This window comes from Maribacter sp. ACAM166, from assembly GCF_005771495.1.
Taxonomy (GTDB): domain Bacteria; phylum Bacteroidota; class Bacteroidia; order Flavobacteriales; family Flavobacteriaceae; genus Maribacter.
In genome coordinates this window covers 43791-68314 of the sequence record NZ_VAUW01000023.1, presented here as the reverse complement: position 1 = coordinate 68314, position 24524 = coordinate 43791, and the positions used below count along the sequence as shown (strand labels likewise).

Genomic DNA, 24524 nt, shown 5'->3' with positions numbered 1-24524 from the left:
ATATAAGTACAGATGCAAAAATAGTGACAGATAAATGGAGAGGATATTCACCACTAAAAAAGGACTATGATATCGAACAGAAATTCAGTAACAACGGTAAAAATTTCAAAGAACTGCACATAGTGATCATGCAATTAAAATCTTGGTTAAGAGCAATACCAACTCACGTAAGCAAATGGCACGTACAAGCTTACTTTGATGAATTTTGTTTTAGAATCAACCGCTCTCAATTCAAGCAAAGTATTTTTCATAAAACTATAGAAAGAATGGTCTTAGCCAAACCTATTTATCATAAAAATATAAAACAGATATTAGGCGTATAACTCAATATATTAAAATAATTATAATTAACACAAATTTTTGATAAATTCGTAAATCAACCTAAACAACACTCAAATGAAATTATCCTATCCCCCAACGGTACCGTTGGAACACAGTACTCGATCGTACTTATTTATTTTATTGTTTTTTCTATCGATCACGTTTTCTTTTGCCCAAACGACCGTTTCTGGTACAATAACATCAGCAGGTGATGATATGCCATTACCTGGTGTTTCGGTAATTGACGCCAATAACCCAACAAAAGGTGTACAGGCAGATTTTGATGGGAATTATACGATTACACTAGAAGACAACAATACAAGCTTACGTTTTAGCTATATAGGTTTTAAATCTGCAGTTATTGCTATTAATAACCAAAGTACCATTAACGTTTCTTTAGAAGAAGATGTTGCAAATCTTGACGAAGTGGTTGTCGTAGGGTATGGAACTCAGAAAAAAGCTACGGTTACCGGTGCAGTTACTGCAGTTCAAGGTCCGGTTTTAGAAAGTTCCCCAGCGATAAGTGTTTCGAACTCTTTAGCAGGTAGACTGCCAGGTGTTGTTATTGTTCAGACTAGTGGAGAACCAGGAAACGATGAATCTACTATTAGCATTCGTGGTACCAATACACTTGGTAATAACCAACCCCTAATTGTTATTGATGGTATTCCTGATAGAGATGGTGGTATTGGTCGTATCAATGCTGACGACATCGCAAACATCTCTGTATTAAAAGATGCCTCTGCAGCCATATATGGAGCAAGAGCAGCGAACGGTGCCATTATCGTTACCACCAAAACAGGTGATGCCGGTAAAATGAAGATTAACTATAAGGCCGATTTTGGTCTTACTAGACCAACAAGAGTACCTGAAATGTCTAGCGCAGTTGAGTATCAGACCATCATGAACGAACTGTCTATTTACAACAGTAATATTCCCGTAAGTCAATGGGGTGCTGCAAATAGTTCATTTCAATCAACCGGAAGTTATGACATTCCAGGTGGTTCAGAAACTGTAAATGCGGCTTTTAGTCCAGAGACAATTAATAATCATCGAACTAAGGCTGATCCTTGGCTATATCCAGAAACAGATTGGTTTGGTGCTACTTTCCAAGATTGGGCAGAACAACAAAGACATAATTTATCTATAAGCGGTGGTAATGAAGATTTAAAATATTATGCATCTCTAGGGTATGCTGATCAGGGAGCGATTTACAAAAACTCTGCAAACCGGTATCAACAATATAATTTCAGGCTAAATACTGATGCTAAAATCAATGATTATATTTCTACTAAATTAAGTATGTCCTACAGAAAAGAAGACCGAACGTTCCCTACAGAAGGTGCCGGTGCTATTTTCAGGATGTTGATGCGAGGTAGACCAAATGAACCAGCTGTATGGCCTAACGGATTGCCAGGACCAGATATTGAAAATGGTCAACAACCCGTTGTTGTTACCACAAATGAAACAGGTTATGACAAACAACCTACCGACTACCTCCAATTTACAGGGTCTGTAGATATTAAAAATCCATGGATAGAAGGGTTAAAACTAACCTTAATGGCTGGTGTAGATCAAAGCCAACAACGTAGAAAATTATGGCAAACACCTTGGACATTATATTCTTTGGATCGCGCAAACTATATCGAAACCGGAAATCCTGTACTTACTGGAGCCATACGATCTAATTTTACTGACGCTAGATTATTACAATCATCAAATAATGTAAACAATGTTAATTTAACAGGTCTTTTAAGTTACGATAAAGTTATTGGTGATGACCATACTATTGGACTTCTAGCGGGTGTAACACGTGAAAATTTCCAGGGTGAGTTTTTCTCGGCATTTAGAAGAAACTACTTATCTACTGCTGTTGATCAAATTGGCGTTGGTGGAGAAATAGGACAGGAAACGGATGGTTTTGCATATAACAGAACTCGTTTAGGGTATTATGGCCGTGCCCAATATAACTATAAGGAAAAATATTTGGCAGAATTTATTTGGAGAGTTGATGGCTCTTATATCTTCCCAGGTGACGATCGTTTTGGATTTTTCCCAGGGTTGTTAGTAGGTTGGAATATAAATAATGAGGATTGGTTCAATGTAGATTCTATAAGCTATTTAAAACTTAGAGGTTCTTACGGTGAAATGGGTAATGACCAAGTTGCATTTGACACGAATGGTGATGGGAACATAACAGATGATGAACTTCAAGAGTATGCTTATCGATCAATTTATGATTTCGGTCAATATCCAATAAATGGTCAGGTACAGACCACATTAACAGAACCTTTATTGGCAAACCCAAGTTTTACATGGGAGCGTGCTCAAAACTTTAACGTTGGTTTAGATGGTATTATACTTGATGGTAAGCTAAGCTTTACGTTTGAATATTTTTTAAACAAAAGAGATCAGATTTTGATTCAAAAGACAGGTTCAACACCAGGTTCTTCTGGTATTTCGGCATTATTACCTCCGGTTAACGCTGGTAAAGTAAATAATGAAGGATTTGAATTTGCTTTAAACTACTATGGCGGAAATATAGATGGCTTTAAGTGGGATGTTGGTGTCAATGGAGGATACGCACAAAATAGTGTTGAATTTTTAGATGAAATTCCTGGTGCTCCAAATTATCAACTGCAAGAAGGCAAACCAATTGGGTCTTACTTAGTATATGAATCTGATGGCGTATTTAGAGATGAAGCTGCGGTAAATGCCAACTCCTTAGATTACAGCGCTGTTAAACCACAGTTAGAACCAGGTGATATGAAGTTTAAGGATATCAACGGTGATGGGGCCATCAATGACTTAGATCAAGTAAGATTGAATAATAGTATTAATCCAAATTTCAACTTTGGTGTCACCTTTAACGCATCTTACAAGAACTTCGATTTATCTGTTCTTTTACAAGGAGCAACAGGAGCAAAATTGTTTATTCAGACTGAATCAGGTGATATAGGTAATTTCCTTAAATATAGCTATGATAATAGATGGAGCCCAGAGAACCCTAGTAGTGTAAACCCAAGACTTGCAAGTAGGGGAGACACTTACTATTCTGGAGGCTCATTCGGTAATAACACTTACAATTTATTTAGCAAGGATTATATCAGACTTAAGAACATTCAATTGGCTTATAATTTTCCAAAACAAATGATAGAACAATTTGGTCTGTCTAAATTTAGAGTTTACATGAGTGGTCTAAACCTTGCAACTTGGGCAGCACAAGATATCTATGACCCTGAATCAACAAGTAATAGTGGACAGTTTTATCCACAACAGTCAATTATTAATACAGGTTTTAGTTTAACATTTTAAAAAAAAAATCATGAAAAAAAGAAAATTAGTACTCTTAGGCTTATTGACAGTAGCCTTAATACCTATTTCGTGTAATGATGATTTCTTAGAAACACAGCCCTTAGATGCAATTTCAGCAGATGCAACCTGGGCAGATGGTGCCCTTGCACAAGCGTTTGTCTTCAATGTATATTCATCACTAGGGTATGGAGGGTTTGAAGAAGAAGGTTTGGCATCCTTAACGGATGAAGCTATGTTTACCCACTCTGGAAGAGGCATTAATGTAATTACGGAAGGGTCTCTTTCTCCATCAGGAACAGGGAACGTAAACATTATACCACAATGGAACGAATTGTATTTAGCTATTCGAAAGGCGAATATTGCTATACAAGAATTACCAAATGCGTCTTTTGAAGACCAAACCCTTAAAGATCGCTTATTAGGTGAAGCTCTTTTTTTAAGAGCCTACTATTATCACCAATTAATGCGCTATTATGGTGGTGCTCCATTAGTTGAAAGCCCTTATGGACTTGATGAAGATTACTCCGTTGCAAGGAGTACATATGCTGAAAATGTCGAATTCGTTATTGCTGATTTAAATACCGCAATGGCATTACTAGACGGTAAAGGTATTACCGCTGGTAGGGCATCTAGATTAAGTGCTATGGGTTTAAAATCTAGAGTGTTAATCTATGCAGCAAGTGACTTACGTGACGGCCCAACGGCAAGTGCTAAATCTTCGGTCCTTGGTAGCTACTCTAACCTTGATTTGGTTGCGTATACCGCAGGAGATAGAGATACACGTTGGAATGCTGCTAAAACGGCAGCAAAGGCAGTTTTAGATGCTACAACGGGTTACAAATTAGATTTGACAGAACCTGCTTCTGCCGAAGAAGCAAAGCAGAACCATATTTCTATAAGTATGGGTGGCGGAAGCGCAGTTGGTGATGCAGCAGCAAGGTCAGAATTATTGTTTGAGCGCACACACACACCATTATTTACTGTTGAAAGCAATTGGCCTCTAGGAGGTATTCACCAAGGCATTAATAATGGCCCTAACGGATATCACAACTGGGCAGGTAACACGCCAATTCAGCAATTGGTAGATGATTATCAAATGATGGATGGTTCCGATTTTGATTGGAGTAATCCTGAACATGCTGCGGCTCCTTATGAAAATAGAGACCCGAGGCTTTCAGCAACGATACTTTATGACGGCTCTCCATGGAAACCAAGACCGGATGACGTTGCAGCAATTGACCCATTTGACGAAATACAAACAGGTACCTATGCTGATGGTTCTGGAGGAATTATTGCAGGAGTAGATATGCGTGACTCCCCTATTGAGAATTGGAACGGTAGTAGAAGTGGGTATTATGTTCGTAAGTTTATTGACGCCGATCCGGCTATAGTAGACAATCAATCTAGTGCTCAGGTTGTGCCATGGCCTTTTATTCGATATACAGAAATAGTGCTTAACTATATAGAAGCTTCTATTGCCTCTGGTGATGAAGGAGAAGCTAGAAATTGGTTGAACAAGATTAGATATAGAGCAGGTATGCCTGCGATTACCGCATCTGGAACAGAACTGTTAGAAGACTATATTAACGAAAGAAGGGTTGAACTGGCTTATGAGGAGCACCGTTATCATGATGCACGTAGATGGATGATAGCAGACGAAACCTTAGGTCGAGGTATAGAGGTTATGAAAGTGTCTGCTACATTAAAAGCAGGAGCTACACCAAGAACACCCTATCAGTATGACACAACCGTTTATGATTATAACTATAATGTTATTGACAATAATGACAATGAGACCAGAACTTGGGATGACAAGATGTATTACATGCCTTTAAGTAGGGATGAAATCAACAGAAACGAATTATTAATTCAAAATCCTGGGTATTAAGTAAATTTCTTATTGAGATATTAGAAAAATCTATCCCTTTTTGGGATAGATTTTTTACTTTTAAAGAAATGGCAAAAAATCTAGTTACCCTACTTTTTATTCTATTCGTACTACTTCAAGGCTGTAAAAATAATACAGAAAATAATACTTCCACGAGTAACATAACCGAACACCCTGCTCTGTTTACACTTTTAGCAGAAGAACAAACTAACATTTCTTTCCAAAACACATTAAAAGAGGGCCTAAATGCTAATGTGTTGGTATATGAATACCTGTATAATGGTGGTGGTGTTGCTACAGGCGATTTTAATAATGATGGATTACAAGATTTATATTTTTCTTCCAACATGGGAGAGAACAAATTTTATATAAACCAAGGCGACTTTAAGTTTAAGGATGTTACAGCCCTTTCAAAAGTCGAAGGAAGACCAGGTCCATGGAAAACAGGCATTACCTCGGCAGATGTAAACGGTGATGGTAAGTTAGATCTGTACTTGTGTTACTCAGGAGCCTTGCCCGCAGCAAAGAGGAAGAATCAACTATTCATTAATCAAGGTAACGACACCAATAATATTCCAATCTTTAAAGAACAAGCTGAAGATTATGGTATCGCAAGTGCTGCCTATAGTAACCAAGGGTATTTTTTTGATTATGACAAGGATGGCGATTTAGACATGCTTTTGTTAAATCACAACCCGAAATCTTTACCGGTACTTAATGAAGTAAGCACCAAAGAATTTCTAAAAAAGGATGACCCATTGCAAGGCACGCGCCTATTTGAGCAAAAAGAGGACAAATTTTATGATATAACCGTACAATCAGGTATCAGCGGCTCTGCTCTCACTTATGGCTTGGGCATAGGCATCAGCGATATTAATAATGATGGTTGGCAAGATTTCTATATTTCGAATGATTATACAGTACCCGATTACTTATACATCAATAATAAAAATGGAACGTTCACAGACCAATTAGGTTCACAAATAGGCCATACAAGCCATTTTTCAATGGGTAATAACGTGACAGACATTAATAATGATGGTTGGCAAGACATCTTTACCTTAGACATGTTGCCCGCAGACAACAAACGTCAAAAACTATTATTGTCTCCCGATAATTATGAAAAATTTGACCTAAATATTAGAAGTGGATTTCATCATCAGTACATGCGCAACATGCTACAATTAAACAATGGTGATGATACATTTAGTGAAATTGGGCAACTATCTGGCGTTTCAAATACAGATTGGAGTTGGGCTCCCTTACTCGCTGATTTTGATAATGATGGTTTTAAAGACCTTTACGTTACCAATGGATATTATAGAGATTACACCAACTTAGATTTCATCAATTATATGGAAGATTTTGTTCAATCAAAAGGGCGTCTTCAACGGCAAGATGTTTTAGAACTTATCCAGAAAATGCCTGCATCTGACTTAACGAATTATTATTTCACGAATACCGATGGCATTAATTTTATCGACAACACAAAAGAGACCGGCATTGATGACCCTGCAAATAGTAATGGTGCTATATATAGTGATTTAGATAACGATGGAGATTTAGATTTGGTAGTAAATAACATCAATAAACCAGCATTCATTTATAGAAACAATACACCAAAAGAAACAAGTAATTATTTAAAAGTTCAATTACGAGGTGCTAAGAAAAACACTGCTGGGATCGGATCAAAGGTTAGCCTTTTTACAAAAGGGCAAATCCAGGTAGTTGAACAAATGCCAACCCGAGGATATCTCTCCACTGTTTCACCAATTTTACATTTCGGACTTGGAAAAATGGCATTAATTGATTCCTTGGTCGTAGAATGGAATTCTGGTAAAAAAGAAAGGTTTAATAATTTACCAACGAACGAAACCTTGGTTATCGAAGAGCGTAATGCAAAGCAAGTACAGCCTGAAACACCCAACATTGAACCGCTATTTACATTAACTAATTCCCCTATTGAATACAAACACCAATCTTCTCCCATAAATGATTTTAAAAGACAATCGCTATTATTAAAGCAACTATCACATAATGGCCCTACAATAGTAAAAGCAGACATTAATAATGATGGTCTAGAGGATGTTATTGTTGGCGGTGGTATTGGACAGGCAGCATCCTTATATATTCAAACAGGTACTCAAAAATTCAACAAAAAAACCATTCAAGATTTTGAATTAGACGCTGAATATTTTGATACCGACATTGCAGTATTTGATGCCAATGCAGATGGTTTTCTTGACGTCTATATAGCAAGTGGAGGTTATCACAATTTCTCTAAAAATGACTCTAGACTACAAGACAGAATTTATATAGGTAATGGAAAAGGTAGTTTTTCAAAATCGAAATCTGCCTTACCGACCATGAACGTAAGTACTGGCACTGTAAAGTTTTCAGATATAAATAATGATTCACACCTAGATTTGTTTGTAGGCGGTTATAGTATTCCTGGCAGATACCCAGAAACACCTAGAAGCTTTATTTTAATCAACGATGGTAATGGTAACTTCATAGACAAGACTAACGAAATTCAACCAACATTGGTAAATCCTGGTATGATTACAGATGCCGCATGGGCAGATATAGATGGTGACCACATAGAAGACCTTGTTGTTTTAGGAGAATGGTCGCCCATCTCAATATATGTAAACAAGAATGGAAAATTGCACAATGAAACGAATATATTCTTTGACAAATCTTTACACGGGCTTTGGACCAGCCTTGATTTAATAGACGTAAATGAGGATGGTAAACTTGACATCATTGCAGGGAATATTGGCACTAACACCCAGTTCAGCGTAAGTACAAACACTCCTGCCGAATTATACTATTCCGATTTTGACACGAACGGTTCTATTGACCCTATTTTAAGCTTTTTTGAAGATGGTATAAGCTATCCCTTTCTAACAAGAGATGAGCTTTTAGGACAATTAGCCAGTTTAAGACATCGTTTTACGAGTTATGAAACTTTTGCAAGCGCAGGTATATCTGATATATTCACAAAAAAAGAACTGCTGAAAGCTAACAAGTTAACCTTAACTCATCAAGAAACTACCCTTTTTCTAAGCTCAAATGATCATACATTTAAACCTGCTCCTCTACCTATTCAAGCGCAATTTTCACCTACTTCTGATGTAATTGCTTCAGATTTCAATACTGATGGACATATTGATCTATTATTATTAGGCAATAATGACTATTATAAACTAAGAATAGGAAAATTTGATGCGAATTATGGCACGTTACTACTTGGTGATAGCACTGGTAAATTTACTTATTTACCACAAGCACAATCTGGCCTCTCCTTGAAAGGAAGCGATACCCATGGAATATTGATAAATCACCAATTGATCTTCACCAGTTATGGTGCCGCTCCTGAAACCTATCAACTAAAAAAATAGAATTTTAATACTACGATGACCTTGTACAAGAAAAAAGTTCAAAAAATAATACCGCTTATAAGTCTGCTCCTGTTTCTAACAGCGTGCTCCACAACAGAACACACCAAGATTGAAGAGAAAGATGTAGCCGTTGAATGGGCAAATATGACCTTATTCATCACCAGATACACCCCTTCAAACTCTCCTACCTTTGCTTCTAGGGCATTTGGTTATGCAGGCCTTACGATGTATGAATCAATTGTTCCTGGATATCCGGAGTATACATCAATGAATGGTCAATTAAAGGAATTTGAAGCACTACCTACCATTGACCCTACAAAAGAATACAATTGGGTTCTTTCTTTAAATGCCGGGCAATCTGAAATTTTAAAGAACATTTACGTTCAAACATCAGATGAAAATATTCAAAAAATCGATTCTCTTGAACAGCTTATTTTCGACCAATTTCAGGACGGTTTGGACAAAGAAACCGTATTAAGATCTGTTGCATTTGGAAAATCAGTAGCAAATACCATCTTTGATTGGTCAAAAACAGATGGTGGGCATAGAGGTTACTTATCTAATTTTGACAAGACCATTGTTCACCCTGTAAGACCTGGATCCTGGAAACCACCATTATTTGCCCAATCCTTCAGCCATCACCCTCTACATCCACATTGGGGTGAAAACCGAACATTTGCGACAACGAATGAATTACTTCAAGACCCTCAACCAATTCCATATGACACCACCCCAGGTTCACCTTATTACAAACAATTTGAAGATGTCTACCTCAAGGATCTTCAATTAACCCAAAATGAAAAAGAAGTAGCTATTTGGTGGGGCGACGACCCAGACGTAAGTTTCACTCCACCAGGTCATTCCTATTATTTTGCAACGCTTGCTTTAGCAGGTCATGATTCAAATCTTATTAAAAGCGCACAGGTTTATGCACAATTAGGTATGGCTGTATCAGATGCATTTATAAATTGCTGGAAATGGAAATACCAGTTTTTTACAGAGCGTCCAAATACATTCATCCCTCAATATATCGATGAAGAATGGGAGTCATTTTGGCCAGACCCACCATTTCCGTCTTTCCCATCGGGGCATGCAATTCAAGCAGCAGCAGCAGCAACCGTCTTAGAAGATAATTTCGGAAAAAAATTCACATTTACCGATAAGGCTCATGAAGGAAGAAAGCGAGATGAATTAAAAGAAACTGATTTTGTAAATCGGTCTTTTGATACTTTCTGGGAAGCCGCTCAAGAAACAGCAGATTCTAGATTTTATGGTGGTATACATACGCAATTAGACAATGAAGTAGGTCTTGAAAAAGGTGTAGAAATAGCAAAAAATATAGCCGGTTTAGAATGGAAAAAAACAAATGAAAAATAAGATAATCATAAAGCGACTATTTCTTAGCACCCTTTGTCTTGCTTTAGGACTAAAGGGATTAACACAACAAACCTTTACAGATGTTACAGAATCAGCTGGAATCAACCATCAGTATGAAGTCTACGAAGGTACCTTTGGTGGAGGCGTTACCGTATTTGATGTAAATAATGATGGCTGGGAAGACCTGTATATAACAGGGGGTATAAAATCTGACAGGCTTTACATCAATAAAGGCAACGGAATATTTAAAGATTTTTTTGAAGGTTCTGGTCTAGAATTGACTAATGAATATGTAACGCAAGGCGTTGTAAGTGCTGATGTTAATAAAGATGGGTTCAGAGATTTGTTCATTACTACGATTACTACGACAGATGGAAAAAACATCATTCCAAGGGCAAAAAATTTATTATTCTTAAACCAAGGCGATTCAACATTTAAAGACGTAACAGATGCGTATGGCTTAAAAGATTTGAACTCATTTAGTACTGGGCCCAGCTTTGGTGATATTAATGCTGATGGCTACCCAGACCTATTCGTTGGTAATTATTTTCAAGAATTTACCGGCAAGCTAGGAGTCATAAAAGATGCAACGATTGTCAGTGCAAACCAAACAGCCAAAAGTTATTTATTGAAAAATAAAAGTGGCGAAAAATTCGAAAATGTATATGAAGATTATGATTTAGGGCATAGGGGTTTTGGCTTTGGAGGTGTTTTCACGGATTTTGACAATGACCAAGATCAAGATTTATTGGTCAATCAAGATTTTGGATATAAAGCTGTCCCAAATTTTCTTTATGAAAATGAATATCCAAGCGACTATTTTGAAGATGTAAGTAAGGAAAAAGGAATGGATCTTAAGATTAATGCTATGGGTGCGGCAGTTGGAGATTATAATAATGATGGATGGCTGGATTATTACATCACCAATATTAAGTTTAATATGCTCATGGAGAACCAGGGCAATGGTTTACCGTTTGTTGATAAAGCCAAAGAACTGGGCACCTATAACTTAGCCATTAGCTGGGGTGCTAATTTTGCTGATTTTGACCATGATGAAGATTTAGACCTGTTTGTTTCTAACGGGGATTTAAACCCAAATTGCACTCCCATGGGCAATTTCTATTTCCAAAATAACGCTAATACCTTTACGGAAAAAGGAAGGGAATTCGCCATTAATGATTACGGTATAGGTAGAGGTTCGGTAATATTCGATATGGACAATGACGGTGATATGGATGTATTGGTCGTGAACCAAAAACCCATATTAAATTACCCAATTCCTTCAAAAACAAAACTTTTTCGAAATGATTTGGAAGAAGGCAACTGGCTAAAAGTAGCCCTTAAAGGACAAGAATCTGAAACGAATGGTATAGGTTCACGAGTAACCATAATTGTCAATGGGCAGAAATTAATTCGAGAAATTGATGGTGGTGGATCAAGCCACCTTTCTCAAAATTCGGTAATTGCACATTTTGGATTGGGTACTAATAGCCTAGTAGATTCTGTCATTGTAGATTGGACTGGAGGTAAGACACAACTATTTACCAAAGTACAAGCAAATCAACAATTAAAAATAATAGAAGTAAATACACCAACAAGATACCTACACTATTTTTGGTGCTTTTTAGGTGCTATTTTGTTAACTCTTGTAGCATTTACTTTATATCGTAAAAGAAGGAAAACAAGAAAATAAAAGTGCCTTACTTGAAAAAGAGCAAAAGATATCCCCTGAAAATGCAATAGCCTTTGAAATTTGCGTCTTTATAACTAAAGACGATTAAAATAACTCCTGGTTGGCATCCAAACAAAAGATAACAATAATCTAGATAGTTTCTTTGAAGAGCAATATGACTCGCTTAGGCGCTACATCCAATCAAAAATCAAACAAACATCAGAAAGTGATGCCGAGGATATAATTCAGGAGGTTGCCTTGCGAAGTTTTTCAAGGCCAATAGATGCTTTACCAAGCAACAGTATTGGTAGTTTTGTTTATAGTGCTATTAAAAACAAAATTACAGATGTAATGCGCACGAAAAAGAAACGCATTAATCATCAGGAGGAGTTAGAACAACTTTAGACAGATTTTACGAATAAGTTCTATGATGGCTCTTCACCAGAGTACCCAGCACAAATAAGAGAAAAACTAAAAATTGCAATTACCAATTTAAAACCTACTTAAAGGGATATATTCATAGCTGTAGACTTTGAAAATTACAACTATAAAGAAATTGCACTAGAAAATGGTATTCCACGAGGCACATTAATGGCTAGAAGACACAGGGCATTGTCTATTTTATTAAAAGATATAGAAATACATAACACATTAAAAACATACATAGGAAATCTAAAATTGAAAAATCATAAAAAAAGAGCCAAATTTTATGTTAACAAAGGCTTTAAAATTCTCTTCTACATCATCCTTGGGTATGTATTGCCTTTCTAGTAGGATATGTTGTTATACGCTTATGGAATTGGCTTATGCCAGACCCATTTGGGTAGCCAGGAATTGATTATTGGAAAGCGGTTGGAATACTTCTCCTCTCTAGAATCATATTCGGATTTGGCAGTGGCGATGGCGATGGCGATGGCGATGGCGATGGCGATGGCGATGGCGATGGCGATGGCGATGGCGATGGCGATGGCGATGGCGATGGCGATGGCGATGGCGATGGCGATGGCGATGGCGATGGCGATGGCCCAAATAAAGGTAAAAAAACTATTCAAACCCAATTCATGCAGCTCTATGAGAACCCATTTTTCGAAATGAAAATCGTACGATGAATTTTGGAAAGAGGAAGGTGAGCAGGCCTATAAAAATCATATAAATAGAAATCATTCGGCAAATAACGGGCGAGTGAAACGGACCAACATTAAATTAGTAAAAACTTTGGAAACTTTTATAGTTTTCTAAGTTTCCTATTGTATATTTACACCCGTTATGAAAGAAAAAATTAGAGACACGGCTACCAAACTTTTCTTAGAGCGTGGTTTCAAGAGTATTACGATGGATGATATCGCAAATGAAATTGGCATATCCAAAAAAACAATTTATAGCGAATACAGCAATAAAACCGAATTGGTCGAAGATTGTGTGATGCACAAATATTGTGATATGAGTGAGGGTATCGATTTAATAATAGGCATGGATGAAAACCCAATTCAGGAACTTTATGAAATTAAAAAATATGTATTGTCTCATCTAAATGATGAAAAGACCTCTCCACAATTTCAGCTAATGAAGTATTATCCAAAAATTCATAAAAATATCAATTCCATGCATTATAATAAAATGCATAAATGTGTTCTGTCTAATATAGAGCGAGGAGTTCAACAAGAAATCTACCGAGATAATCTGGACTCAGAATTTATTGCGAGAATTTATTATTCAGGACTAAATAGTATTAAGGATCAAAACATATTTCAGCAGAATCGATTTCCTGTATCGAAATTAATGGACTCGTTTTTAGAATACCATTTACGTGGAATTGTCTCTCCAAAAGGAAAGAAAATATTAAATATAATCATCAATTCAAATCAAGAATAAATGCGAAATCTAGTATTAATTATAATAACCATTCTAAGCTTTAGTTTAGGATATTCACAAGAACAGACCCATAGCTTCTCTTTAGAAGAAGCAATACAATTCGCTTTAGAAAACAACTATGCCGCTATCAATGCCGATAGGGATATTCTAGATGCAAAGAAGCAAAAATGGGAAACCATTGCAAGCGGACTACCTCAAATTAGTGGTGCCGTTAGCTACCAGAATCAGTTAAAACAACCCGTTAGCGTAATTCCGGCAGATATCTTTGGTGGTGAACCAGGTACGTTCGTCGAGGTCGTTTTTGGTCAACCGCAAACAGCTATGGCCACCGCAACATTGAAACAACAAATTTTTGATGGCTCATACATTGTTGGTGTACAGGCCACAAAAGCTTTTCTAAACTATAGTACCAATAATAAAGAGAAAACGGCCTTAGATGTTAGAAAACAGGTAGTAGAAGCCTATGGCAATGTGCTTTTGGCAGAAGAAAGTGTTAAAATTCTAGAGAAGAATAAAACTACGCTAGAGAAAAATGTATATGAGACTTCAAAGCTTTATGAAAACGGACTAGGAGAACAAGAAAGCGTAGACCAACTTCAAATCACGCTATCCTCTATAGAAAACCAACTACAAAATTCATTGAGATTAAAAGAAATCACCTTGCAAATGCTAAATATTAGTATGGGCTTAGATTTGAAGGCTCCTACACAACTTCAAGAAAATCTAGAAGACTTAACGGTATCAAAAATTGATTATGATATTCTTAATTCTAATTTCAATTTGGCTAACAACGTTGATTTTAAGTTAGCAGAAAATTTAAATCAACAACGCTACTACGAATGGAAATTGGCCAGAAGTCGTGCATTACCTACGCTAAATGCTTTTGTTAATTATGGTAGTTCAGCTTTCTCAAATGATTTTTCTTTTTTAAGCAACGACCAACAATGGTTTGATTCTTCGGTATTAGGGTTTGACCTCAGCATTCCAATTTTTAGTTCCCTAAAAAGAAGTGCAAGTACACAACGCGCAAAAATTGCCTTAGAAAAAGCCAAGACGCAACTGACCGAAGCAGAACAACAAATTAGACTACAGCTAGAAAATGCAAAGAATAATTACACGCTTGCCATAGCCAATTATGAAACGGCCAAACAAAACCTTACACTTTCTGAACGTATAGAAAGTAAAAATCAAATTAAATATAAAGAAGGTCTTGCTACTAGTTTTGAGCTTAGGCAAGCTCAAACACAGTTGTATACCACGCAACAAGAATACCTACAATCCATGGTAGAAGTAATAAACAAAAAGACCGAATTAGAAATCATTTTAAATAAAAGAGCCTAATAATCAATCATTAAACATAGTATCATGAAAAATATATTAGTAGTACTCATAACCATCATTAGCTTGGTTTCCTGTGGTGGTGGAGACCAGTCAGTAAGTGGCGTTATAGCAAATGGCAATCTTGAAGCAATTAGAGTCAAGAAGAACGAAATCTCTACACAACAAAAGTTAATTGAGGCACAAATTAAATCGTTAGACTCAGTTATTGCAATATTAGGTAACGATGAAAAATTACCTCTGGTTAATACATTGACTGCGAAGAAGGAGATTTTTACACACTACCTAGAATTACAGGGCGATGTAAGTACGAAGCAAAATGTATTAATTTATCCGGAAATGGCAGGTACGTTACAACGGGTGTATGTTAAAGAAGGTGACCGTGTAGCGAAAGGGCAATTATTGGCAAATATAGATGATGGCGGTATGTCAAGTCAATTAAGCCAATTAAAATCACAAGCGGCTTTGGCTAAAACGACTTTTGAACGTCAAGAACGTTTATGGAACCAAAACATAGGTTCAGAAATTCAATACTTACAGGCGAAGACTAATTATGAGTCATCAGAGAATATGGTTTCTCAAGCGCAAAGTCAATTGGGGAAATCTAACATAAGAGCCCCATTTTCAGGTATTATAGACAAGGTCATTAAAGACCAAGGAACAGTAGTCTCTCCTGGACCAGGTTCTGAAGTATTCCGTCTTGTAAACCTATCAGATATGTATGTCAAAGTAGAAGTGCCAGAAACGTATTTAGGTTCTGTTACAAAAGGAAAAGAAGCATTAGTATACTTTCCGGTTTTAGGAGACAGTATCACTGCACAAATCAGAGAAACAGGTAACTTCATAAATCCGTCAAATAGATCTTTTGAAGTAGAAATTCCGGTTACTAACAAAGAAGGCAGAATAAAGCCTAACCTAACTGCTAAAGTAAACTTAAATGATTACACCAATGAAAATGCAATACTTATCCCAACTAGTATAATATCTGAAAATGCAGAAGGTGATCAGTATGTTTTTGTAGCAGAACAACCAAATGCAGATAACGAGGCAGTGGTTAAAAAAACCATCATTACCACAGGTAAAACGCAGGGCGCAAAAATAGAAGTACTATCTGGTTTGATTAATGGGAACCATATTATTAAGGAAGGCGCAAGAAGCGTTAAGGATGGTCAAAAAGTAAAAATTCAAAAATAAAAATCGATGAGCAAAGTACAAAAAAATGCTGATAAGGAATTCAGTTTATCGTCTTGGGCCATTGATAACCCATCGGTCATTTATGTAATGATCGGTATTTTTCTTTGGCTAGGGTTCAGTGCCTATATGGATATGCCTAGGGAAGATTTCCCTGAAATTGTAGAGACTAAAATTTACATTAGCACACCTTACCCAGGCAATACAGCTGAGGATATTGAAAAGCTAATTACCGACCCCTTAGAAGATCGGTTGAAAAACATAAGTAATGTTGTAGAGGTCATCTCCACTTCACAAGAAGATTACGCCATACTAACTATCGAGTTTGACGAAGAGATTACTGTTGAACAGGCAAAGCAAAAGGTGAAAGATGAGGTAGATAGTGAAAAAGCTAGTGAAGATTGGCCAACTTTTAATGGTGCTAAAGTAGAGCCCAATGTTTTTGATTTGAACTTTTCTGAAGAAGTCCCGATTATGAACATCAATTTTACAGGAGACTATCCTGTTGAAAAGCTTAAAGAATTTGCTGAATATCTTCAAGATGAAATTGAAGACCTTCCCGAAATCAAACAAGCAGATATTCGTGGAGCTCAGGATAAAGAAGTAGAAGTAGCTGTTGATATCTACAAAATGATGGCTGCCAAAATTAGCTTTCAAGATGTCATCAACGCCATAAGCAATGGCAATATGACCATGTCTGCAGGAAACTTAAAAACTATTGGGCAAAGACGTACAATTCGAATACTTGGGGAGATAGAAAACCCAAAAGAGCTTGATGATTTTGTGGTTAAGTCAGATAAGGGTGTGGTTTACTTGAAAGACATCGCCAAGGTTAATTTTAATGCTAAGGATAAAACTACGTATGCGCGTGAATTTGGTGATGACGTAGTAATGCTAGACATTAAGAAAAGAGCTGGTAGAAATTCCATATCTGCAGCAGACAAAATAAAGGAATTAGTTAAGAAAGAGAAAGCTAATTATTTTCCACCAGACCTTAACATTTCTATTGCCAATGATTCTTCTACTCGAACGCTGAACCAAGTAGATGATCTTGTAAACAATATTATTTTCGGAATTATTCTAGTGGTTACTGTATTAATGTTCTTTCTAGGATTTAGAAATGCACTTTTCGTTGGGTTTGCGATACCTATGTCAATGTTCATGTCATTTGTTATTCTTTCTTGGCTTGGATATACCCTAAATACAATGATTCTTTTCGGAATGATTATGGGGCTTGGTATGTTGGTCGATAATGGCATCGTTGTGGTCGAAAATGTGTATCGACTTATGGACGAAGGTATGCCACGAATCGAAGCTGCAAAAAAAGGTATTGGTGAAATAGCATTTCCTATTATCATCTCGACTGCAACAACGGTTGCAGCATTCGTTCCATTAGGTTTATGGCCAGGAATTTTTGGCCAATTCATGATCTATTTCCCTATTACGCTTTCTGTAGTGTTAGGTTCATCATTATTCGTTGCTATTTTCATGAATTCTATGCTCGTTTCTCAATTTATGAGTACAGATGAAAAGGAGCTTACCTTGAAGCAACTCATTAGATTGAGTGTTATTTTAGGTGTTATAGGTACATTAATACTTGTATTTGGAGGAGCAATGCGTGGTTTAGGGTCTGTATTAATTTTAACAGGCATCATGTTCTGGGCCTATAAATACCTAATAAAGGGTAGTGCGCAGAACTTTCAGAAAAAGACAATGTCTCGATTTGAAAATTGGTATGAGCGCCGTTTGAAGCATGCTTTGAGGGGGAGTAACGTATACTGGTATTTTGGCCTTACATTTTTGTTATTAATAGGTGTATTTATGCTATTTGGAATGTCTGTTGGAAGTGGTCGTACCAAAATAGAATTCTTTCCAGATAATAAACCTAACGAGATTTATGTTTATGTAGAATATCCGGAAGGAACGTCAATAGAAAAAACGAACATTATCACCAAAGAGGTGGAGAATCAGGTTTATGCTATAATGGATGACCCAAAATACAAAAAGAATGGCGAAAATTTTATGATGGCCTCAGCGGTTTCGGTTGTTGGTGAAGGAGCAGGAAACCCGCTTACCGACGGTGGCTCTTCAGCAGAAATGCCCCATAAAGGAAAAGTAACCGTAAACTTTAGTGAATTCAAATATAGAGAAGGTTTGAACACCGAAGACATTCGAGGTCGTGTTCAAAGTGCTCTTGACGGAGTTTATCCGGGTGTGGCAATTTCTGTTGAGAAAGATGCTAACGGTCCACCGGCCGGTTTCCCTATTAATATAGAGCTTGAAGGTAAAGATTATGAAGAGCTGATCAATACTGCAGAAGACATCAAAAATTTTATCAACACCAAGAATATTGCCGGTATTGAAGAGTTAAAAATCGATGTAAACAAAGGCAAGCCATCTATGCAAGTGATTGTCGATCGTAAAAAAGCAGGTGAGCTTGGCGTAGCAGTAGGTCAAGTCGGCAACCAATTAAGACGATCTATTTTTGGAGAAAAGGCAGGTATATACAAAGAAGATGGTGAGGATTATGATATTAATATTAGGTTCAACGAAGAATTACGATACAATAAAAGTGCCCTATTTAATCAGAATATCATATTTAGGGATGCCGCAAGTGGTCAGATTAAAGAAATTCCTATTGCTGCAGTAGCGAAAGAAAGGAATACTTCTGGCTTTAGTGCGATTAAGCATAGAGATGGTAAAAGAGTCGTTACCATTTATTCTGGATTAAAACCTGGCTTTACAGATGCTGGTGCAATAGTAGGTGAGATTCAAAAAGAAATGGAAAGCTTTAAGGGTACGCCCGATGCAATTAAAATTGATTATACAGGTCAATTAGAAGAACAGATGAAACAACAAAAGTTCTTGATTGGTGCTTTCTTCTCTGGCTTAGGCTTAATCTTGCTTATTCTGATATTTCAATTTGGAGGAATTTCAAAGCCCTTAATCATTATGATTGCTATTTTCCTAAGTTTTATAGGAGTATTTGGTGGATTAATGTTGACAGGATGGTCTTTTGTAATCATGATGACCATGATGGGAATTATTTCGTTAGCAGGTATTGTGGTAAATAACGGTGTGGTACTTTTAGATTATACCCAAATTCTTGTAGATCGTAAAAAGGTTAAATTAGGCATGGATGACAGTGACCTTTTGACAATGAACGATGCCACAGATGCCATGATTGTAGGCGGAAAAGCTAGGCTTAGACCGGTAATACTAACTGCGATTACAACCGTTCTAGGGCTAATACCTTTAGCAATCGGACTTAATATTGATTTCTTTTCATTATTCTCAGAGTTCAACCCTAATGTTTATATTGGTGGTGACAATGTTGTTTTCTGGGGTCCTTTGGCATGGACGGTAATCTTTGGATTAATAGTTGCTACGTTTTTAACCCTAATTATAGTACCGGTATTATTCAATATTGTATACCGTATTAAAATAAGGTTTGGGGGTACTAGCAATAAAGAAAACGAACAATTAGACAGTGTTGCTTAATTGAATTCTTCCTAAAAAAAATAGCCCGTATCTGAAGATACGGGCTATTTTTATTTTATTTGAGTCTATTTATTTACAGTAACGGGTTCTATAGTTTTGGCATTGGTAACACTCGCAATTCTGTTATTATCAAAATTTACTTCTTTTTTAATATCACCTTCCCAGAATAACCATTTACCGGTTTTTACACCATAATCATAATTACCCATGGCTATTTTATCTCCCTTTTCATTGAACATTTTCCATGCCCCTTGCAATTTCTCATTTAAAAAATATCCTTGTTGAGCTATTTCTCCGTTAGTATGAAAATAGGTTGCTTTTACTTTATTCCCTTCCTGTTCGAATGTAGGGTCGATTTGTGCATAAGTTCCAAAAGACAAAACTAGCATAGCAATAATTAGTGTTTTCTTCATCATCTATTTGATTTTAAACCATTTCTATTTAACAGTAACGTTATAAATATACCTTTATTTTCAAATAAATCAATGTTTACATAACTTAAAGTTTACATTAAATTAACATTGAAACTGTAACTATTTATTTTCTAGTGGTTTATGTTTTGACGAAAAAGTCACCTTATATTCGTCCATCTAGCATAAAACCCGCATTTTAAATAGATCTTTAATGAACTAGACTTCTTAAATTTGCCCTTTCATTAAAGCAACTACTATGTACAGAAGCCATTCCTGCGGGGAGTTAAGAGAATCACACATTGGCAAAATAGTCACCCTTTCTGGTTGGGTGGCCAAGACTAGGGACAAAGGTTTCGTAGTTTGGATAGATTTACGCGATCGTTATGGTATTACACAGCTAGTTTTAGATGAAGACCGTACCTCTAAAGAATTATTGGAGCAAGCGAGAAATTTGGGTCGTGAATTTGTGATTCAAATTAAAGGAGAAGTGATAGAAAGAGCTTCAAAAAATGCTAATATTTCAACAGGGGACATTGAGATTTTGGTTTCAGAACTTGTTATTTTAAATGAATCTAAAACCCCTCCATTTACAATTGAAAACGAAACAGACGGTGGTGAAGACCTCCGAATGAAATATAGATATCTGGATATCCGAAGAAATCCGGTAAAGAACAACCTAATCTTTAGAAGTAGGGTGACAATGGAAGTTCGAAAATTTCTATCCAACCAAGGATTTATAGAAGTGGAAACTCCATATTTGATAAAATCAACCCCTGAAGGCGCACGAGATTTCGTAGTACCTAGCCGAATGAACGAAGGTCAGTTTTATGCCTTGCCACAATCACCACAAACCTTTAAGCAATTGTTGATGGTGGGCGGTATGGATAAATACTTTCAAATCGTAAAATGTTTTAGGGACGAAGATTTACGTGCAGATAGACAACCAGAATTCACACAGATAGATTGTGAAATGGCCTTCGTAGAGCAAGAAGATATTCTTGCTGTATTTGAAGAATTGACCAAGCACCTTTTAAAAGAAATTAACGGAGTCGAGATAGATTCTTTCCCACGTATGACCTATGATGATGCCATGGCGAAGTATGGGAATGACAAACCTGATATTCGTTTTGGAATGGAATTCAGCGAATTAAATGCGATAGCCCAACACAAAGAATTTGGAGTTTTCAATTCTTCTGAGTTGGTTGTCGGTATTGCCGTACCAGGTGCAGCAGCGTACACTAGAAAAGAACTTGACGCATTGGTAGACTGGATAAAACGCCCTCAAGTTGGTGCCAAAGGTATGGTGTATGTTAAATGTAACGCAGATGGAACTTTCAAATCTACCGTTGATAAATTCTATGTTCAGGAAGATTTGGCAAAATGGGCAGAAGCGACAGGTGCCAAACCAGGCGACCTTATTTGCGTGTTATCTGGTGATGCTAATAAAACAAGAACACAACTAAGTGCGCTTCGTATGGAAATGGCTACCAGACTTGGCCTTAGAAAACCGAATGAATTTGCTCCACTTTGGGTTGTAGATTTTCCTTTGTTGGAATTGGATGAAGAAACAGGACATTACCATGCCATGCACCACCCATTTACTTCTCCTAAACCTGGTCAATTAGAATTATTAGATGCTGATCCAGGTGCAGTGCGTGCAAATGCATATGACCTTGTTTTAAACGGTAATGAAATAGGCGGTGGCTCTATTCGTATTCACGATAAGGAAACACAAGCGACTATGTTTAAGCATTTAGGTTTTACGCCTGAAGAGGCAAAAGAACAGTTTGGATTCTTGATGGATGCTTTTCAATATGGTGCTCCACCACATGGTGGTATCGCATTCGGATTGGATAGACTTGTTGCCATCTTAGGAGGACAAGAAACGATACGAGATTTCATTGCTTTCCCTAAAAATAATAGCGGTCGTGACGTTATGATTGATGCACCAGCTACTATTGATGCCAAACAGTTGAAGGAACTAAGTTTGAAATTGGACTTGTAATAAAGTCCTAATGAATAAATTGAAAAAAATCACACTATTTCAAAAACCCAATGACTAAATTGTACTGCTTAATTTACTTATTTTTTAAAAGTAAAAAAGTGGTTATAACCACTCACTCATAGATTTTTAGGAATGCTCCTGATACTTCATTGAGGTGATCACTATTTATACTATTATTATGAAAGTAGCTAAGATGATTTACTACTTTATCAAAATCTATAGATACTAAACATTACAAAACCCTTATCCTAAGCGATAAAGAAAAAAGCAAGAAACACTTACGATGATTGATGATGCCATTGTTGATTTCAACAATAGGGATCACGTAGAAACATTATGACAAATTTATCTAGAAGATTAAGAAGAGCTTAAAATCAATATTATACAGCTTATTTAAATAACTTTGGCCTACCTAAGAAAAAGGTCATCGAAATGCCAACAAAAAAGAGAAGTTTTTTAAAGCACCTATTAATTTGGCGTGCCAAATATATCACACAACGCCAGTTCATTTATATTTTAAGTATCCTTGTTGGTTTTACTTCTGGGATAGGTGCCGTTATTCTTAAAAACCTCACACACTTTTACCAGCATTTACTTGAGGGCAACTTGGTTCAATACTATCATCAGGCATTTTATTTTGTTTTCCCCATTATCGGCCTAACCCTTGTATATTTTATAATCACGTATATAATAAGACACAAGGTTAGCCACGGCATACCTTCTACCCTGTTTGCCATAGCAAAGCATAAGGGAATAATGCGCAAATTTCAAATGTTCGGCTCTATCTTGACTGCACCGTTAACTGTAGGTTTTGGTGGTTCTGTTGGACTTGAAGGGCCTACGGTTGCTACCGGTGCTGCCATTAGCTCCAATATTTCAAGAATGTTCCACATGAACCAAACCACACGTAACCTCCTTATAGGTTGTGCAGCGGCAGGTGCTTTGTCCTCCATATTCAAGGCGCCTATTGCGGGCATCGTTTTTGCAATTGAAGTTTTTAGTTTGGATTTGACCATTGCCTCGATGTTACCCTTGTTATTAGCTTCACTGTCTGCCATTATCACCTCCTATTTTTTCTTTGGGTCAGATGTACTATTACCCTTCAAAATAGAAGATTCTTTTAAAATCGGCGATGTGCCCTTTTACTTGATTTTAGGGCTATTCTCAGGTCTCACCTCCATTTATTTTACCGAAATGTATGAGAGAATCCAGAAAATATTCGATAAAATTAAATCACCAGTAAAAAGACTCCTATTAGGTGGTATTACCTTAGGAATACTAGTTTATTTGGTGCCACCACTTTACGGAGAAGGTTTTGATGTTATCAACAACTTACTTAAAGGCCATCCAGAGAAAGTTTTAAAAAATAATCTTTTCAATCTAGATCTAAGTAATATCTGGATTATAATCATGTTACTTGCAGGTCTTGTACTATTCAAAATAATTGCAAGCGCTCTTACTTTTGGAGCAGGCGGCGTTGGGGGTATTTTTGCGCCAACCTTGTTTATGGGTAGTATTATGGGTAATTGCACGGCAAAAATCATTAATAATATTGGACTATTCTCCACCAAAATTTCTGAAAGCAATTTTACGTTGGTAGGCATGGCGGGACTGATGGCTGGCGTACTGCATGCCCCTTTGACCGCAATTTTCTTAATTGCGGAAGTAACAGGAGGGTATGAACTATTTATTCCTTTAATGATAACGGCTACGTTGTCGTTCTCCATTACTAAATTCGTTCACCCACATTCCGTATATAATATGGAACTGGGCCGAAAGGGCGAGCTGATTACCCATGATAAAGATCATGCCGTCTTGACCTTGATGGATATGAAAAAAGTATTGGAAGACAATTTCATAAAACTCTATCCAGAAATGAGTTTAGGGGAAATGGTGCATCAAGCCGTTGTGAAATCAAACCGAAATATTTTTCCTGTGGTTAACAAAATGACAGGGGAATTGTTAGGTATCATTCTATTGGATGATATCCGACCAATTATGTTCAACCAAGAAATGTATAAAGAAGTTTTTATTAGGGACATCATGCACTTTCCACCAGATATAATTGATTTCAAAAAGGATAAAATGACCGATATTATGAAAAAATTCCAAGATAGCGGTGCTTGGAATCTACCGGTTGTTGAAGAGGGAAAATACATTGGGTTTGTCTCAAAATCGAAACTACTAACCGCGTATAGAAGAGAATTAATTAATATCACCAAATAAT

16 protein-coding genes are annotated in these 24524 nt (G+C 36.6%); 14 read left to right on the top strand and 2 right to left on the bottom strand.

All coding sequences use genetic code 11. The annotated features are described in order from the left end of the window. The 8 genes from ES765_RS14630 to ES765_RS22740 all read left to right on the top strand — a co-directional run. A partial coding sequence (locus ES765_RS14630) for a transposase (protein WP_138115059.1) occupies positions 1 to 323 on the top strand: 323 nt, incomplete at its 5' end. Positions 324 to 396: 73 nt separating this feature from the next. Next, on the top strand, positions 397 to 3636 hold the full coding sequence (locus ES765_RS14625) for a SusC/RagA family TonB-linked outer membrane protein (RefSeq protein ID WP_138115058.1): 3240 nt from the start codon (positions 397 to 399) through the stop codon (positions 3634 to 3636). 10 nt (positions 3637 to 3646) lie between these two features. After that, on the top strand, positions 3647 to 5524 hold the full coding sequence (locus tag ES765_RS14620) for a RagB/SusD family nutrient uptake outer membrane protein (RefSeq protein ID WP_138115057.1): 1878 nt from the start codon (positions 3647 to 3649) through the stop codon (positions 5522 to 5524). Between the two features lie 68 nt (positions 5525 to 5592). Further along, on the top strand, positions 5593 to 8928 hold the full coding sequence (locus ES765_RS14615) for a VCBS repeat-containing protein (RefSeq protein WP_138115056.1): 3336 nt from the start codon (positions 5593 to 5595) through the stop codon (positions 8926 to 8928). Positions 8929 to 8949: 21 nt separating this feature from the next. Then, on the top strand, positions 8950 to 10305 hold the full coding sequence (locus ES765_RS14610) for a vanadium-dependent haloperoxidase (RefSeq protein ID WP_249356462.1): 1356 nt from the start codon (positions 8950 to 8952) through the stop codon (positions 10303 to 10305). Then, positions 10295 to 11998, top strand: coding sequence for a CRTAC1 family protein (locus tag ES765_RS14605; RefSeq protein WP_138115054.1), 1704 nt, complete (start codon positions 10295 to 10297; stop codon positions 11996 to 11998). Before ES765_RS14610 ends, ES765_RS14605 begins: the two co-directional genes overlap by 11 nt. Positions 11999 to 12094: 96 nt before the next feature. After that, positions 12095 to 12382, top strand: a complete 288-nt coding sequence (locus tag ES765_RS22355; RefSeq protein WP_317131424.1) for an RNA polymerase sigma factor — start codon at positions 12095 to 12097, stop codon at positions 12380 to 12382. 108 nt (positions 12383 to 12490) lie between these two features. Next, positions 12491 to 12748: a hypothetical protein gene (locus tag ES765_RS22740; RefSeq protein ID WP_317131423.1), complete on the top strand. Its 258-nt coding sequence runs from the start codon at positions 12491 to 12493 to the stop codon at positions 12746 to 12748. A gap of 20 nt (positions 12749 to 12768) precedes the next feature. Here the strand turns inward: ES765_RS22740 and ES765_RS14595 are convergent, their stop codons facing one another. Next, complete coding sequence (locus ES765_RS14595) at positions 12769 to 13035, bottom strand: hypothetical protein (RefSeq protein WP_138115053.1); 267 nt, start codon at positions 13033 to 13035, stop codon at positions 12769 to 12771. A 208-nt stretch (positions 13036 to 13243) separates the two neighbouring features. On the opposite strand from ES765_RS14595, the gene ES765_RS14590 reads away from it, so the two are divergent. The 4 genes from ES765_RS14590 to ES765_RS14575 are packed head-to-tail and all read left to right on the top strand — an operon-like array spanning position 13244 to position 19879. Beyond that, the gene (locus ES765_RS14590; RefSeq protein ID WP_138115052.1) at positions 13244 to 13849 is read left to right on the top strand and encodes a TetR/AcrR family transcriptional regulator; all 606 of its coding nucleotides are present in this window, start codon (positions 13244 to 13246) and stop codon (positions 13847 to 13849) included. Further along, on the top strand, positions 13850 to 15190 hold the full coding sequence (locus ES765_RS14585; RefSeq protein WP_138115051.1) for a TolC family protein: 1341 nt from the start codon (positions 13850 to 13852) through the stop codon (positions 15188 to 15190). A 24-nt stretch (positions 15191 to 15214) separates the two neighbouring features. Then, the gene (locus ES765_RS14580; RefSeq protein WP_138115050.1) at positions 15215 to 16381 is read left to right on the top strand and encodes an efflux RND transporter periplasmic adaptor subunit; all 1167 of its coding nucleotides are present in this window, start codon (positions 15215 to 15217) and stop codon (positions 16379 to 16381) included. 6 nt (positions 16382 to 16387) lie between these two features. After that, complete coding sequence (locus ES765_RS14575; RefSeq protein WP_138115049.1) at positions 16388 to 19879, top strand: efflux RND transporter permease subunit; 3492 nt, start codon at positions 16388 to 16390, stop codon at positions 19877 to 19879. Positions 19880 to 19944: 65 nt separating this feature from the next. Here ES765_RS14575 and ES765_RS14570 read toward each other — a convergent pair whose 3' ends face one another. Beyond that, entirely contained in the window at positions 19945 to 20295 is a 351-nt protein-coding gene (locus ES765_RS14570; protein ID WP_249356459.1) for a toxin-antitoxin system YwqK family antitoxin, read from the bottom strand. A gap of 253 nt (positions 20296 to 20548) precedes the next feature. On the opposite strand from ES765_RS14570, the gene aspS reads away from it, so the two are divergent. Continuing rightward, complete coding sequence (gene aspS / locus ES765_RS14565) at positions 20549 to 22297, top strand: aspartate--tRNA ligase (protein ID WP_138115048.1); 1749 nt, start codon at positions 20549 to 20551, stop codon at positions 22295 to 22297. Positions 22298 to 22729: 432 nt separating this feature from the next. Further along, entirely contained in the window at positions 22730 to 24523 is a 1794-nt protein-coding gene (locus tag ES765_RS14560; RefSeq protein ID WP_138115047.1) for a chloride channel protein, read from the top strand. The last annotated feature ends 1 nt before the right edge of the window (position 24524 follow it).